Annotated in this window: 14 protein-coding genes; 4 read left to right on the top strand and 10 right to left on the bottom strand. The window is 63.6% G+C overall.

Features of this window, described 5'->3' with window-relative positions:
* Window positions 1-163: 163 nt before the first annotated feature.
* From ABEA12_RS08720 to ABEA12_RS08705, 4 genes are all read right to left on the bottom strand, one after another.
* Complete coding sequence (locus tag ABEA12_RS08720) at window positions 164-1,042, bottom strand: ABC transporter permease (RefSeq protein ID WP_210101545.1); 879 nt, start codon at window positions 1,040-1,042, stop codon at window positions 164-166.
* Window positions 1,039-1,926: an ABC transporter ATP-binding protein gene (locus tag ABEA12_RS08715; protein WP_345467667.1), complete on the bottom strand. Its 888-nt coding sequence runs from the start codon at window positions 1,924-1,926 to the stop codon at window positions 1,039-1,041. Before ABEA12_RS08715 ends, ABEA12_RS08720 begins: the two co-directional genes overlap by 4 nt.
* 322 nt (window positions 1,927-2,248) lie before the next feature.
* The gene (locus tag ABEA12_RS08710) at window positions 2,249-3,874 is read right to left on the bottom strand and encodes a solute symporter family protein (RefSeq protein WP_210101547.1); all 1,626 of its coding nucleotides are present in this window, start codon (window positions 3,872-3,874) and stop codon (window positions 2,249-2,251) included.
* 3 nt (window positions 3,875-3,877) lie between these two features.
* Complete coding sequence (locus ABEA12_RS08705) at window positions 3,878-4,222, bottom strand: DUF485 domain-containing protein (RefSeq protein WP_210101548.1); 345 nt, start codon at window positions 4,220-4,222, stop codon at window positions 3,878-3,880.
* A 245-nt stretch (window positions 4,223-4,467) separates the two neighbouring features.
* Here ABEA12_RS08705 and ABEA12_RS08700 point away from each other — a divergent pair, with 245 nt between their 5' ends.
* From ABEA12_RS08700 to ABEA12_RS08685, 4 genes are read left to right on the top strand one after another with little or no spacing between them, the layout of a single operon-like run.
* Window positions 4,468-5,661, top strand: a complete 1,194-nt coding sequence (locus tag ABEA12_RS08700; RefSeq protein WP_210101549.1) for a sensor histidine kinase — start codon at window positions 4,468-4,470, stop codon at window positions 5,659-5,661.
* Between the two features lie 54 nt (window positions 5,662-5,715).
* Window positions 5,716-6,432: a LytR/AlgR family response regulator transcription factor gene (locus ABEA12_RS08695; protein WP_210102624.1), complete on the top strand. Its 717-nt coding sequence runs from the start codon at window positions 5,716-5,718 to the stop codon at window positions 6,430-6,432.
* Window positions 6,429-6,848 carry a hypothetical protein gene (locus tag ABEA12_RS08690; protein ID WP_345467662.1) on the top strand — a complete coding sequence of 140 codons (420 nt, stop codon included), beginning with the start codon at window positions 6,429-6,431 and terminating at the stop codon, window positions 6,846-6,848. The genes ABEA12_RS08695 and ABEA12_RS08690 overlap by 4 nt, the downstream gene beginning before the upstream one ends.
* Window positions 6,848-8,314: a sodium/solute symporter gene (locus ABEA12_RS08685; protein WP_210102626.1), complete on the top strand. Its 1,467-nt coding sequence runs from the start codon at window positions 6,848-6,850 to the stop codon at window positions 8,312-8,314. The genes ABEA12_RS08690 and ABEA12_RS08685 overlap by 1 nt, the downstream gene beginning before the upstream one ends.
* 92 nt (window positions 8,315-8,406) lie before the next feature.
* Here ABEA12_RS08685 and ABEA12_RS08680 read toward each other — a convergent pair whose 3' ends face one another.
* The 6 genes from ABEA12_RS08680 to rpsB form a co-directional block, all read right to left on the bottom strand.
* Entirely contained in the window at window positions 8,407-8,991 is a 585-nt protein-coding gene (locus tag ABEA12_RS08680) for a DivIVA domain-containing protein (protein WP_345467659.1), read from the bottom strand.
* A gap of 132 nt (window positions 8,992-9,123) precedes the next feature.
* Window positions 9,124-10,056: a phosphatidate cytidylyltransferase gene (locus tag ABEA12_RS08675; RefSeq protein WP_210101550.1), complete on the bottom strand. Its 933-nt coding sequence runs from the start codon at window positions 10,054-10,056 to the stop codon at window positions 9,124-9,126.
* Complete coding sequence (gene frr, locus ABEA12_RS08670) at window positions 10,056-10,613, bottom strand: ribosome recycling factor (RefSeq protein WP_210101551.1); 558 nt, start codon at window positions 10,611-10,613, stop codon at window positions 10,056-10,058. The genes ABEA12_RS08675 and frr overlap by 1 nt, the downstream gene beginning before the upstream one ends.
* A gap of 99 nt (window positions 10,614-10,712) precedes the next feature.
* Entirely contained in the window at window positions 10,713-11,456 is a 744-nt protein-coding gene (pyrH, locus tag ABEA12_RS08665; protein WP_210101552.1) for a UMP kinase, read from the bottom strand.
* 211 nt (window positions 11,457-11,667) lie between these two features.
* A complete protein-coding gene (tsf, locus tag ABEA12_RS08660; RefSeq protein WP_210101553.1) occupies window positions 11,668-12,507 on the bottom strand; it encodes a translation elongation factor Ts in 840 nt (279 codons plus the stop codon).
* 137 nt (window positions 12,508-12,644) lie between these two features.
* On the bottom strand, window positions 12,645-13,571 hold the full coding sequence (gene rpsB, locus ABEA12_RS08655; RefSeq protein WP_210101554.1) for a 30S ribosomal protein S2: 927 nt from the start codon (window positions 13,569-13,571) through the stop codon (window positions 12,645-12,647).
* Window positions 13,572-13,735: the final 164 nt, after the last annotated feature.

The following is a 13,735-nucleotide window of genomic DNA, read 5'->3' as shown; positions in this document are numbered from 1 at the left end:
TCCACTGCTCCGGCTCAGGCGGGCGCCCCCTTACCTCGTTCGAACCAGGACACCAGTGTCTCTGCGAGGCCACGCCAGCGCGTGGGCAAATCGCGCGGCACGGCCAAGGACAAAGAGCGCGGCCATCAACGAGGAGACACCTTTAGGTGCAGGAAAGCGGCCATCACCGAATCCTCCGCGAGAGCTGCCACGCACCCAAGGCGGAGAAAACAAGGAGCACGCCGACCAAGACGGTGATGGCAATGCCCGTGGTTACCTGGAAATCACCAACATGGACGGTGATGCCGTAAAATCCTTCGATGGCCTCAATGGCGCGTGGTTCTCCGCCGGTGATGGCATCCAGGGCGTCGGCGGCATAGGGCCCCCTGATAAGCATGGCCGATTGGACGAACGGAAGTGAATTCATGATGTTCACGACGCCCGCGGGCAAAGCACCCACGGGGATGTATGCACCGGCAAGGAATCCGATGAGCGTGCCTACCACGGTTGACAGGGCAGCGAATGCGCCGGAACTCTTAAGAAAGGTTGCCACGAAGCTGGACAACGCTGCAAAGGCAGCGCTGGACAGTGCGATATAGCCTAGCAAGCGGACAAGCTGTGCCACGGACATCGGCTCGCTCCCCTGTATCAGCAGGTAGAGCTGTCCGACCAGCAACACGACCAACGTCATGATCACCGAGACGATGAAACTGGAGACCAGGTAGCCAAGTATCAACTGCCAACGGCGGATCGGCGAGACGACGAAGTCGCTGAATCTGCCCGAGGAGCGATCATCGACGAATACTCCCAGCGAGGCGAGCCCCGTGGTCAAGGTCGTGATCATGGTGATGCCCGCGAACACCCACGCGTTGACGAACCACTGGATATCGTCGGCGCTGGCTCCGGGCAGTTGCTCGGTGAGGTTCTCGACCTGCAGGTTGCCGAGGAAAAGGGCATACAGCCCGAAGAGGAGCAACGCGGAGAGCAGCGAAAAGAAGACTCCCGAGCGATCGCGGAAGAATATGCGCAGATTGCGACCGGTCAGCAGCCCGATAGTCCTCATGCGACCTCCCCGCCGGTGACGGCAAGGAAGACATCATTCATGGTGCCATGGCGGTACTCGAAGTCATCGGTATCCAGCGCCGTCAACAGCTCAAGCGCCTGTGCGGAGGAACTGACCGGGATCAGTATGTCATGGTCATCGAGCGAGGATTCGAGTCCTCGCAGCCGGCATTCCTCCAGGACGGCTGTCGGCTGCGAGGTGCGCACCGTCAGGACGCTGGAACTGTGTCTGGCGCGAAGCTCGGATGGGGTGCCCTGCGCCACGATCTCGCCCTTGTCCAGGATGCAGACGTTGTTGGCTCTTTCGGTTTCCTCCATGTAGTGCGTGGTGAGGAAGACGGTAGTGCCCTGCGTGGCGCGCAATTCCTCAATGGCCGCCCAGATGTGCTCACGCGACTGGGGGTCCAAACCGCCTGTCGGTTCGTCCAGGAACACGATCGAGGGGTTGTGGATCAGCGCCCGGGCGATGTCCGCACGACGCTTTTCGCCACCGGATAGGACCCCATGGCGCCGGTTGAGGAAGGACTTCAGGTTCACGAGCTCAGCGAGTCTCTCGATACGGGAGAGAGCTTCCTTGCGTGTGAGACCGTAGAAGCCCGCACGGAGCACGAGGTTCTCCTTGACCGTGAGCAGCGGGTCGAGCAGCGATGCCTGGAATACCGCCCCGATCGCAGCGCGCACGGCATGGGCATCCTTGGCCACGTCGTATCCGGCGACACGGATTTCACCCGAGGTCGGGGCCAACGTCGTGGTGATGCAGCCAATGGCGGTACTCTTGCCCGCACCGTTGGAACCGATAAACGCAAACACGGATCCGGATTGGACGCTGAAAGACAGATCCTTGACCGCCACAAATTTTCCGTATTTCTTGTTCAACCGAGTCACTTCGATTGCCATACAACCTCCCGCTTAGGCCTGGGCTTGGCTCGTGGACCGTCCCGCTGTTCATGCCACCGCGCAAGAGGGCGGCCTCGGCGGCCGGTGGAGCCGCATTTTAAGCATAGTAGGTGGTCCCATGCCCAGGGCTAACGGACACGAACACGCTGCCCGGTCGAAAACGGCGAACCGCCGCCACCGGCCAAACCCGCTACCGACCCGCACCGGGAGTGTTGTCCGGTTCAAGTGCCCCCGGGCCGGAGCGGAACGGGCCCCCGGCGATTTCACCGGGGGCCCGTTCCACAATCACACCAGATCAGGAAATATTCGCTCAGTGGTCAACTGCCTTTTCGGCACCGACACCGGTGAGCGAGCGGACTTCCATTTCCGCGGCCTTGATGGGATCCTCGGTGTTCCTATCGAGCACCGAACCGAGCCAGCCCAGGAAGAACGCCAACGGGATCGAGACGAGGCCGGGGTTGGCCAGCGGGAAGATCGCGAAGTCGGCGCCCGGGATCATGGAGGTCGGCAGGGACGACATGACCGGGGAGAAGACGATCAGCAAGATGGCCGAGCTGAGGCCTCCCACCATGGACCAAACGGCGCCTTGAGTGGTGAACTTCTTCCAGAACAAAGAGAACAGGATGGTCGGAAGGTTCGCCGATGCGGCAACAGCGAAGGCCAATGCCACCAGGAAGGCGACGTTCTGTCCCTGGGCTCCGATGCCGCCGACGATGGCGAAGATGCCGATGACGACCACGGTGCGCCGTGCCACCTTCATTTCCTTTTCCGGAGTGCTCTTTTCCTTGGCGATGACCGAGGAGTACACATCGTGGGCGAAGGAAGCCGCCGCGGTGATGGTCAGGCCGGCAACCACCGCCAGGATCGTGGCGAAGGCGACCGCGGAGATCAATCCCAGCAGCAGCGGACCGCCGAGTTCGAAGGCCAGCAGAGGTGCAGCGGAGTTCACGCCGCCGGGGGCTGCGTTGATCTTGTCGGCACCGATCATGGCGCCGGCACCGTAGCCAAGCACCAGGGTGAAGAGGTAGAAGGCGCCGATGAGCCAGATGGCCCAGACCACCGAGCGGCGGGCTTCCTTTGCGGTGGGAACCGTGTAGAAGCGCATCAATACGTGCGGCAGGCCGGCGGTCCCAAGCACCAGGGCCAGCGCCAAGGAGATGAAGTCGAGCTTGGAGGTGCCCGAAGCGCCGTACTTCATGCCCGGGTTCAGGATCTCGGGGTTGTTCGCGGTTTCGACCGCCGCACCCAGGAGTTCGGAGAGGTTGAAGCCGTAGTTGGCCAGCACCATGATGGTCATCACGAACGTGCCGGCGATCAGCAAGCAGGCCTTGATGATCTGCACCCAGGTGGTGCCCTTCATTCCGCCGATCAGTACGTAGACGATCATCAGCGCGCCGACAACCACAATGACCAGGGACTGGCCCAGTTTCCCGTCGATGCCCAGCAGCAGCGAGACCAGCGCACCGGCGCCGGCCATCTGCGCAAGCAGGTAGAAGACACAGACCGCGAGGGTGGAGATCGCCGCGGCAATGCGCACAGGGCGCTGCTTGAGGCGGAAAGAGAGCACATCGGCCATGGTGAACTTGCCGGTGTTGCGCAGCAGCTCGGCGACCAGCAGCAGGGCCACCAGCCAGGCGACCAGGAAGCCGATGGAGTAGAGGAATCCGTCGTAGCCGTTGATGGCGATGGCCCCGACGATGCCCAGGAAGGACGCTGCCGAAAGGTAATCACCGGCAATCGCGGTGCCGTTCTGGGTTCCGGTGAAGGAACGCCCGCCGGCGTAGTAGTCCGCTGCGGTCTTGTTGTTCGAGGATGCCTTGAGGACCACAATGAGCGTGATGCCCACGAAGAGGCCGAAGATGCCGATATTGACCCACGGGTTGCCGACCTTCGTCGATTCGGGGGCCGCGAGGATCAGTGCCGATAATGCGTGCATGGCTTATTCCCCTTCCTGTGCTTCGAGACGGTCGCGCATGGCGGTCGCCTTCGGGTCGATCTTCCTGTTGCTGTAGGAGACGTAGGCTGCGGTGATGCCGAAGGTCGAGACGAACTGCAACAGGCCCAGCAGCAGGCCGACGTTGATGTTGCCCCAGACCTTGATGGACATGAATTCGTGTGCATAGTCCGCCAGCAATACGTAGGCAAAGTACCACAGCAGGAAAATGACGGCCATGGGGAAAGCGAAGCTGCGGTGGGTCTTGCGCAGGTCCTTGAACTCTTCCGAGTCCTGTTCCTTGACGAAATCGATGTCGGGTCCTAGATCCGACTCCGGGGTGATGCTCATGATTCCTCCTTCACAAGGGGTTCAAGGCGTCAGGTGCAGTACCTCTTGGAAGAACAAGCACCGGTTGGTCCCGATCCGTAAGGCGGGTCACCTGACAGGGTGACTGAGATCACTCTGCGGCATCAAAGACCCGTGCGTGAAGAGGGACCGGCCGGGCAACCGGCAAGCGGTCACCCAGATGCGCCAAGCGGCAATGCCGATCGATGAACGGCATGCCCGATTGCGCCCCACGTAGGCTGGGGGCCATGCTCTCCACCGCACTGCAAATAACCCTCATCGTGACCACCGTCGTGGTCGGCGGGGCACTGGTGGGGTACCTGGGGTTCAGGATCGCACGCTCCAACCGCGACCTGGGCACCGACGCCGAAAAGGCCACATTTGAAACCCTGCACCAGGTCTCGGTCGCCGCCCCGCACCTGGCCGCGGGACTGACCCCCGAGGGGGCCGCCACCGCTTCGAAGCACCTGCGCTCGCTGCTGGCCGCCCAGGCGCTGGTGATCACCGACACCTCCGCGGTGCTGGCGATCGACGGGAACACCCCCGGGCACGAGGGCAACGCAAGCCACGCTGCACTGGAGCTTGCCGCCGCCGCGCTGGGCGCCAAGCGCACCCAGGTCAAGCGCTCGGATTCCGCTGACATGGTCTGCGCCCCGATCATGGTCGGGGACACCCCCGTGGGCACCGTGTGCGCCTTCACCCCGCGCGCCCGGGCGGGTTTTGTCCGGGCGGTGGCCGAGGTCGCGGCATGGGTGGCCGCCCAGGTGGGACTTGCCGAGCTCGATGCCTCCCGCGCCCTGCTCATGGAGGCCGAGGTCCGTGCGCTGCGTGCCCAGATCAGCCCGCATTTCATCTACAACTCGCTGAACGCCATCGCGTCGTTCATCAACACCGATCCGGCACGGGCCCGGGAACTGGTCGTCGAGTTCGCCGACTTCACCCGTTATTCCTTCCGCCGCCACGGGGACTTCACCACGCTGGCCGAGGAACTGACCGCCATCGATCGGTACCTGCTGCTGGAAAAGGCAAGGTTCGGCGAACGCATCAAGGTGTCCCTGGCCATTGCCCCGGAGGTGCTGGGAACCGCCATCCCGTTTTTGTCCCTGCAGCCGTTGGTGGAAAATGCGGTGCGCCACGGCCTGGAATCCAAGCCCGGCGGCGGGCGCATCACCATCAGCGCCTCTGACTCGGGGGAATACGCGCTGATCACCGTCGAGGACGACGGGGTGGGGATCGACCCGGCCGCCTTGGCCGCGGTGCTGGCCGGGACCACGGAGTCCATCCACGTGGGGTTGCGCAACGTGGATGTGCGGTTGCGCCAGGTCTACGGCGACGCCCACGGGCTGGTCATCGACACCGCACCGGGGGCCGGGACGCTGATCACCATGCGCATTCCCAAGTTCCGGCCCGGCGTGGAACCCTCGGCCCCGGTTGCGCATTGACGCGCCATCGGCGGCATCCCGGCGCGGGCAACAGGGGCAGGTAAAATGTCATCCATGATTAACGTGGTCGTTGCCGACGATGAACTGCCGGCCGTCGAGGAACTGGCCTACCTACTCTCCCTCGATGCCAGGGTGGGGACCATCCACCGCGCCAATTCCGGGGCCGAGGCGCTGAAGGCGCTGGAGGAATTCGAGGTCGACGCACTGTTCCTGGACATCCATATGCCGGCGCTTTCCGGGCTGGACATCGCCCGGGTCATCTCGCGCTTCACCCGTCCCCCGGCCGTCGTGTTCGTCACCGCCGACGAGGACCAGGCCCTTGAAGCCTTCGAGCTAGCCGCGTTGGACTATGTGCTCAAGCCGGTGCGCCCCGAACGGCTGGCCGAATCAATCCGCCGGATCTGCGAGCAGGTCGAAGAGGAAATCGCCAAGCCCGAGGTCGTCACCGTTGACCAGGGCGGGGTCACCAAGATGATCCGCCGCGATGAGATCCGCTATGTGCAGGCCCAGGGCGACTACGCCCGGCTGCACACCAAGGACGCCAGCTACCTGATCCGGGTGCCGTTGAACGATTTGGAACAGCAGTGGTCCTCGGCCGGGTACATCCGCATCCACCGCTCCTACCTCGTGGCCATGGAAAAGATCGACACGGTGAAACTTGCAACCGGCAAGGCCTCGGTTCTCATCAGCGGGATCGAACTGCCCGTCTCGCGCCGCGCCCTGCCCTACCTGCGCGAACGCCTGGCAGCCAATCGTGTCAGGCCGCTGTGAGCGACCCCGCTCCCGGGGACCTGCCACCATCACCGGAAACCACCGTGGCGCCCGGCGATGAGATGCTGCCCCCGCCCACGGGCAACAGGGTGCGCGTCAGTGCCCCTGCCGGCACCATGCTGAACATCGTGCGCCGCTCGGCCCCGGCGGCGGCCGACACCTTCTACGTCCATTCGCTGATCCGCTCGCAGCTGCGCCTTGCCGTCTCGGTCGCGCTGGGCTTCCTGCTGTTGCTGGTGGGGATGGCGGTGATGGTCGTCGCCTGGCCGCAGATCAACAACATCCGCCTGGCCACCATCCCGCTGCCCTGGTGGCTGCTGGGGGTGGGCGTCTATCCGCTGATCATGCTCTCGGCGATCCTGTTCACCAAGGCCGCGGCCCGCAACGAGGCCAAGTACCGGAGCATCGCCAAATGATCAACCCCACCGTTGCGCTGCTGGCCGTGGTGCTCGTGTGCCTGGCAACGGTGCTCATTGCGATCAACGGGCTGCGCCTCTCCCGCACCACCGAGGACTTCTATGTCGCTTCACGCACCGTGAAGCCCTGGTGGAACGCCAGCGCCATTGGCGGGGAATACCTCTCGGCGGCATCATTCTTGGGTATTGCCGGGCTGATCGTAGTCTCCGGGCAGGACGCGCTGTGGTTCCCCATCGGGTACACCGCCGGCTACCTGATGCTGCTGCTTTTCGTCGCTGCCCCGCTGCGCCGCTCCCGGGCCTACACCATCCCGGACTTTGCGCAGATCCGGTTGGGGTCGATGAAGTTGCGCCGGCTCACCAGTTTCCTGGTGGTGGTGATCTGTTGGCTGTATATCGTCCCTCAGCTGCACGGCGCCTCGCTGACCATGGGCATCAGCACCGGCCTGCCCGGCTGGATCGGCTCGGTGCTGGTGATGGGAATCGTGTGCCTCACGGTGCTGGCTGGCGGGATGCGCTCGATCACCTTCGTCCAGGCGTTCCAGTACTGGCTCAAGCTGGCCGCCTTGGCGATCCCGGTGGTGTTCCTGCTGCTGCACCTGGAACTAGCCGGGGAGTCGGCCACCCTTGACGGGGCGATCTTCGACACCGCCGCAGACGCTTCGGCAGGCAAAGGCCTCTACTACAACATCTCGCTGATTGTTGCGCTGCTCTTTGGCACCCTGGGCCTGCCGCACGTGCTCGTGCGTTTCTACACCAACCCCGACGGGCCCTCGGCGCGGAAAACCACCGTGATCGTGTTGGGCCTGCTGGCCCTGTTCTACCTCTTCCCCACTGTCTTGGGCATCCTGGGCCGTGCCTACACCCCCGAGCTGGCCACCAGCGGGAACGCCGATGCCACGGTGCTGCTGCTTCCCGGCCGGATCCTGGGCGGGAGCGCCGGGGACGCGTTGAGCGCGATCATCATCGGCGGCGCTTTCGCGGCTTTCCTTTCCACGTCCTCCGGCTTGGTGGTCTCCCTGGCCGGAACCATCTCCCAGGACCTCTTCCAAGGCACCGTGCGTGGATTCCGGATCTCCACGCTCATTGCCACGGTCGTGCCGCTGTTGCTCGCGCTGGGCACCAGCACCTTCGCGCTGGCCGGTGCCATCGGCTCCGTCTTCGCCTTCACCGCGGCGACCATCTGTCCCTTGTTGCTGCTGGGCATCTGGTGGCGCGGGCTGACGGTTGCCGGGGCGATGTCCGGGATGCTGGCCGGGGCAGTGGGTTGCGGCTCCTCCCTGGCCCTAGCCGCCATACTGCCCAACACACCGGGATCCATGCACGCCTTGGTGGCCCAGCCGGCAGCATGGTGCGTGCCTCTGGCGTTCCTGGTGATGATCACGGTCTCCCTGGCAACCAGGCATCGTGCGCCGGGGCGCATCGATGCCGTGATGGCCCGGCTCCACGTACCCGAAGCCCGCTAGCGGCCCCGTTTCTGAGATAAAAAATGCTGTTGGCCCGCCCGGGGTATCCCGGTGGGCCAACAGCATGAAAACCATTGGATACGCATCGATGGCTAGTCGATGGAGGCCATCAACTCCACGACGCGGTCAAGGAACGCATCGACCTGTGATTCCTCGTACCCGTGCTCGCCCTCCGCGCGACGGAACTCGGCGCGGCGCACGGCATCCACGCTCATCGGAACGTCCTTCTCGAAGTAGTCGATGAGCTGGGAGGAGAGCTTGTCAACGTCTTGCACGTTGTAGCTCGAGGCGTTGGCCCGCGAGGGGCGGCGGAAGCGTTCCCCCGGGGAGCGGTGCAGGCGCCCGCGAAGGATCGCAGAGAGCCTTCCGACCTGTTGCAGCCAGGCGTCTTCCCCGTTGGACTGGATCAGGGCGTCGCGTTCGCGTTGGGCAAAGACGTCCTCGAGCCTATCCAGTGCACCATCGACCTCCCGGGCACTGTAGCCACCGCGCTGGGCCGGAAAGACGGTGCGGCGCACCATGTGGCTGGTGACAATCGAATCGTCGTCACCGTCGCCGTTGAACGTGGCGCGGGCACGGGAGAGGAAGACATCGACCTGTTTGGTGTTGTAACCGAACTCTTTTTCCCCCACGCGCTCAAATGGGCTGGGGGCCGGCTGTGCCTTTTCCTGACTCAAATTTCTTTCCTTGATCTTGGTTCCGCATACCGGCTAACCGGCATCGTGTTCCTGCTGATGGTGCGTGGTCCCTTACGGGGCCGCACCTGCCTGTAAGTACCCATCCTAGGGAATCGCGGGCAGCTCTTCGAACTAGAGCGCGCCGGGAATCAGCAAAATGGTGAGGATATAGGTCACGGGGATCGCAAAGACGACCGAATCGAGCCTGTCCATGACCCCGCCGTGGCCCGGCAAGATGTTGCTCATGTCCTTGATGCCAAGCTCCCGCTTGACCATGGATTCGGCAAGGTCGCCGGTTGTTGCCGCCGCGACGGTGGCCACGGCCAGCGGCACCCCGAACCACCATGGTGCATCGAGCAGGAAGACCGCCGCCAGGATACCGACCAGGGTCGCTCCCCCGACGGATCCGGCAAAACCTTCCCAGGACTTCTTGGGACTGATCTTCGGGGCCATCGGGTGCTTTCCGAAAAGCGCACCCACCAGATATCCAAAGGTGTCATTGGAGACCACCAGCAGCAGCATCGTGGTCAGCAGCAGGTAGCCGCGTGGCTCCTTGAGCACCAGAACCGCGAAGCTCAGCAGCAGCGGCACCCAGGACAACACGAAGATGCTGGCCACGACCGAGGCCACCGATTTGGCCGGTCCTTCGATGATGCGCCACAGGAACACCAACAGCGCGCTGGCGGTGAACGCAATGCCCAGTGATTCAAGCCCCCCGTAGAACGCGGAGAAAGGCATGGCGATCGCGCCCACGGCCAACGGCACCAACGGGGTGTCGATGCCGGTGCTGTTCAGCGCCCGGGAAACTTCCCAGCAGCCCACCACCCCGAAGATCGCGACCGTGGCGACGAACGCCAACGGCAGGAAAAACAGCCCGGTAAGCACCACTGCCAGAAGCACGAGCCCGACCACGATGGCCGCCGGGAGGTCCCGGCCGGCCTTCGAGGTCTTTTTCTGCTCGGCCTTGCCGCTGCGTCGTGTTTTCGGTTCAAGCCCGCCGGTATCCGGCGACGGCTGCGAAAGGGACTCTTCGGCTCCCTCGCTCGGCTCGGTGGGATTGGACATTAGACTTCCAGCAGCTCGGTTTCCTTGCGCTTGAGCAAGTCATCGATGCCGTCGGCGTGGGACTTGGTCAGTGCGTCGAGGTCCTTTTCGGCGCGTGCGCCTTCGTCCTCACCGACGTCGCCGTCCTTGACGAGCTTGTCAATGGAGTCCTTGGCCCGGCGACGAATGTTGCGCAATGCAACCTTGGCGTCCTCGCCCTTGCCGCGCACGACCTTGACGTATTCCTTGCGGCGTTCCTCGGTCAGCACCGGCAGGATCACGCGAATGGTCTTGCCGTCGTTCGACGGGTTGGCGCCGACCTCGGAGTCACCCAGGGCCTTTTCGATCTCGCGCAGTGCGCTGACATCGTAGGGGCTGATCAACAAGGTGCGTGCTTCCGGAACGGCGAAGGACGCCAGCTGCTGCAGCGGGGTCGGGGTGCCGTAGTAGTCCACCAGGACCTTGGCGTACATTCCCGGGTGGGCGCGGCCCGTGCGAATTGCGGAGAAATCCTCTTTCGCGGTTTCGATGGTTCGATCCATCTTGTCGGCAGCTTCGGCGAGGGTTTCCTCAATCACGGTCTACTCCTTTGAATCGGCTGCCCAAAAAAAGGGGCGGCCTGATGATTTTGGGCTTTCAGTCAATCCTATGCCACAAACGCTGATGACTTGGGGCAGCTAGATGGTGACGCGGGTTCCGTTTTCCTCGCCCAAGATGGCGCGGGTGACGTTTCCTTCGCCTTCCATGCCGAAGACCAACATCTCCAGCCCATTGTCCTTGCACATGGTCATGGCCGTCTGGTCCATGACCCGGATATCCTTGATGAGCGCCTCGTCGTACGTCAGGTGATCGATCTTCACTGCGTTCGGATCCTTCTTCGGGTCCGCGGTGTAGACACCGTCGACACCGCTCTTTGCCATCAGCACCAGGTCGGCATCGACTTCCAGGGCACGCTGTGCGGCCACGGTGTCGGTGGAGAAGTAGGGCAGTCCGGCGCCGGCGCCGAAGATGACTACGCGGTCCTTTTCCAGGTGCCGGATGGCACGGCGCGGGATGTATGCCTCTGCGACCTGGGCCATGGAGATCGCGGACTGCACGCGGGTGTCCACGCCTGCCTGCTCCAGGAAGTCCTGCAGCGCCAGGCAGTTCATGACGGTGCCGAGCATGCCCATGTAGTCGGCGCGGGAACGGTCCATGCCGGATGCCGAGAGCTCGGCTCCGCGGAAGAAGTTTCCTCCGCCGACCACGATGGCTACCTCGACCTTGCCCACCGTTGCTGCAATCTGTTCGGCGACTCCGCGCACGGTGTCAGGGTCGACGCCCAGCTTGCCGCCTCCGAAGACCTCGCCGGATAGCTTCAGCAAGACCCTCCGACGACGGGGTACGTGTGGGTGCTCGCTCGTTTCACGGGTTGCGTCCATGGGGATCTCGTTCCTCCTGCGTGCGGGTCGGTGCCGGCCCACGTCGTTGCTGTCTTTTGGGTGGACCACGGGAATACTCGCGGTCCATTGGGGCTGGCAGGAAAAAGGGGACGGCCACTGTGAAGTGGCCACCCCCTTTTTACCAAGCTGTGCAGCAATTGGCCAGCGGTGCCGTGGCGCCGCAAACCAACTTACCTGCAGATGGAACTAGTTACGCGCCGACACGGAAGCGTGCGAATGCGGTGGCCTTGACGCCGGCCTCTTCGAGCACGGCGCCCACGGACTTCTTGGCATCCTTGGCGAACGCCTGGTCAACCAGCACCGATTCCTTGAAGAAACCGGTCAGGCGCCCTTCAACGATCTTCGGCAGTGCGGCTTCGGGCTTGCCCTCGGCCACTGCGGTTTCCATAGCGATGCGGCGTTCGTTCTCCACGGTCTCGGCGGCGATGCCATCGCGGCCCAGGACCGACGGGGACATGGCAGCGATATGCACTGCAACGTCATGTGCAACGGTGAAAGCACCGTCGCCGTCGCCGTCGACTGCGAACAGGACGCCGACCTGGGCCGGCAGATCCTTCGAGGTCTTGTGCAGGTATGCATCCACGGTTGCGCCTTCGACGCGGCTCATGCGACGGACGATGACCTTCTCGCCGAGCACTGCGCCTTCTTCGGTGACGACATCGGCCAGGGCCTTGCCCTCAACGTCGACGGCCAGCAGGGTTTCCAGATCGGCTGCGGCGGAGGAAACCGCAACTTCCAGGACCTGGTTTGCCAGGGCGATGAACTTCTCGTTCTTGGCAACGAAGTCGGTCTCGCAGCTCAGTTCGATCATGACGCCGACGGTGCCGTCGATGACCTTGGCGGCAATGAGGCCTTCCGAGGTCGAGCGGCCTTCGCGCTTGGTGGCGCCCTTGAGGCCCTTGATGCGGATGAGCTCCATGGCCTTCTCGGCGTTGCCATCGGCTTCGTCGAGGGCCTTCTTGACGTCCATCATGCCAGCGCCGGTGCGCTCGCGCAGTGCCTTAATGTCAGCAGCGGTGTAGTTTGCCACGTGCAACCCCATTCAATAAGTGGTTTTGGTCTTTTTCGCCGAAGGACGGGCCGTTGTGGCCCGTCCCGCGGTTTGTCCCCGAAGCCGGAGCTTCCCTTAGGAGGAAGCCCCGGCTCCTGCGGGCCTTGGTTTTGTGACTACTCGGCCGAAGCGGCCGGTGCCTCTTCGGCAGCCGGGGCTGCTTCTGCGGCGGGTGCCTCTTCGGCAACCGGAGCTGCTTCTGCGGCGGGTGCCTCTTCGGCAACCGGAGCTGCTTCTGCGGCTGCCGGAGCAGCTTCAGCGGCAGGAGCCTCGGTCTTGTTGGTCTCCAACAGTTCGCGCTCCCACTCGGCCAGCGGCTCGGCCGGGGCTTCGGTGTTGCCTGCAGCCTTGTTGTTGCGGGCGATTAGGCCCTCGGCAACGGCGTCTGCAACAACGCGGGTGAGCAGGTTGACGGAGCGGATGGCGTCGTCGTTGCCCGGGATCGGGTACTGGACTTCATCCGGGTCGCAGTTAGTATCGAGAATTGCAACAACCGGGATGCCCAGCTTCCGCGCTTCGTCGATGGCCAAGTGCTCCTTCTTGGTGTCAACAACCCAGATGACCGAAGGGGTCTTGGTCAGGTTGCGGATACCGCCAAGGTTGGTCTGCAACTTGGTGAGCTCGCGGCGGAGCAGCAGCAGTTCCTTCTTGGTGTGGCCCGAGCCGGCTACGTCCTCGAAATCGATCTCTTCGAGTTCCTTCATGCGTGAGATGCGCTTGGAAACCGTCTGGAAGTTGGTGAGCATGCCACCGAGCCAGCGCTGGTTGACGTAGGGCTGGCCCACGCGGGTAGCCTGCTCGGAAATTGATTCCTGAGCCTGCTTCTTGGTGCCAACGAACAGAACGGTGCCGCCGTGGGCAACAGTCTGCTTGACGAACTCGAAGGCGCGGTCGATGTACGACAGCGACTGCTGCAAGTCAATGATGTAGATGCCGTTGCGCTCCGTGAAGATGAAACGCTTCATCTTCGGGTTCCAACGACGGGTCTGGTGTCCAAAGTGAACGCCGCTGTCGAGCAGCTGGCGCATGGTTACGACTGGCATGTCGCAACTCCTTCCGGCAGTAGCTGGCCGGCCCATCCCTGGACCGCGGTAACTGCCATTGTTATCGGTTGATGGTGCACATCCGGAATTGGACGCAACCCCTGGCATGAGAGGACCGGCGGACCGCTCCCGCCGCTGGCTACAACCGAAGTGATTCGGACCGT

Origin of the sequence: Paeniglutamicibacter antarcticus, from assembly GCF_039544305.1 — a bacterium.
Lineage (GTDB): Bacteria > Actinomycetota > Actinomycetes > Actinomycetales > Micrococcaceae > Paeniglutamicibacter > Paeniglutamicibacter antarcticus_C.
Note: the sequence above shows the minus strand (reverse complement) of the source record. Positions and strands in the feature narration are given on the sequence as shown.

Coding starts and splice junctions, on each gene's coding strand:
- ABEA12_RS08675 (WP_210101550.1), bottom strand. CDS start 10,056: ATGTCCAATCCCACCGAGCCGAGCGAGGGAGCCGAAGAGTCCCTTTCG.
- ABEA12_RS08695 (WP_210102624.1), top strand. CDS start 5,716: ATGATTAACGTGGTCGTTGCCGACGATGAACTGCCGGCCGTCGAGGAA.
- ABEA12_RS08710 (WP_210101547.1), bottom strand. CDS start 3,874: ATGCACGCATTATCGGCACTGATCCTCGCGGCCCCCGAATCGACGAAG.
- pyrH (WP_210101552.1), bottom strand. CDS start 11,456: ATGGACGCAACCCGTGAAACGAGCGAGCACCCACACGTACCCCGTCGT.
- rpsB (WP_210101554.1), bottom strand. CDS start 13,571: ATGCCAGTCGTAACCATGCGCCAGCTGCTCGACAGCGGCGTTCACTTT.
- ABEA12_RS08700 (WP_210101549.1), top strand. CDS start 4,468: ATGCTCTCCACCGCACTGCAAATAACCCTCATCGTGACCACCGTCGTG.
- ABEA12_RS08720 (WP_210101545.1), bottom strand. CDS start 1,042: ATGAGGACTATCGGGCTGCTGACCGGTCGCAATCTGCGCATATTCTTC.
- ABEA12_RS08705 (WP_210101548.1), bottom strand. CDS start 4,222: ATGAGCATCACCCCGGAGTCGGATCTAGGACCCGACATCGATTTCGTC.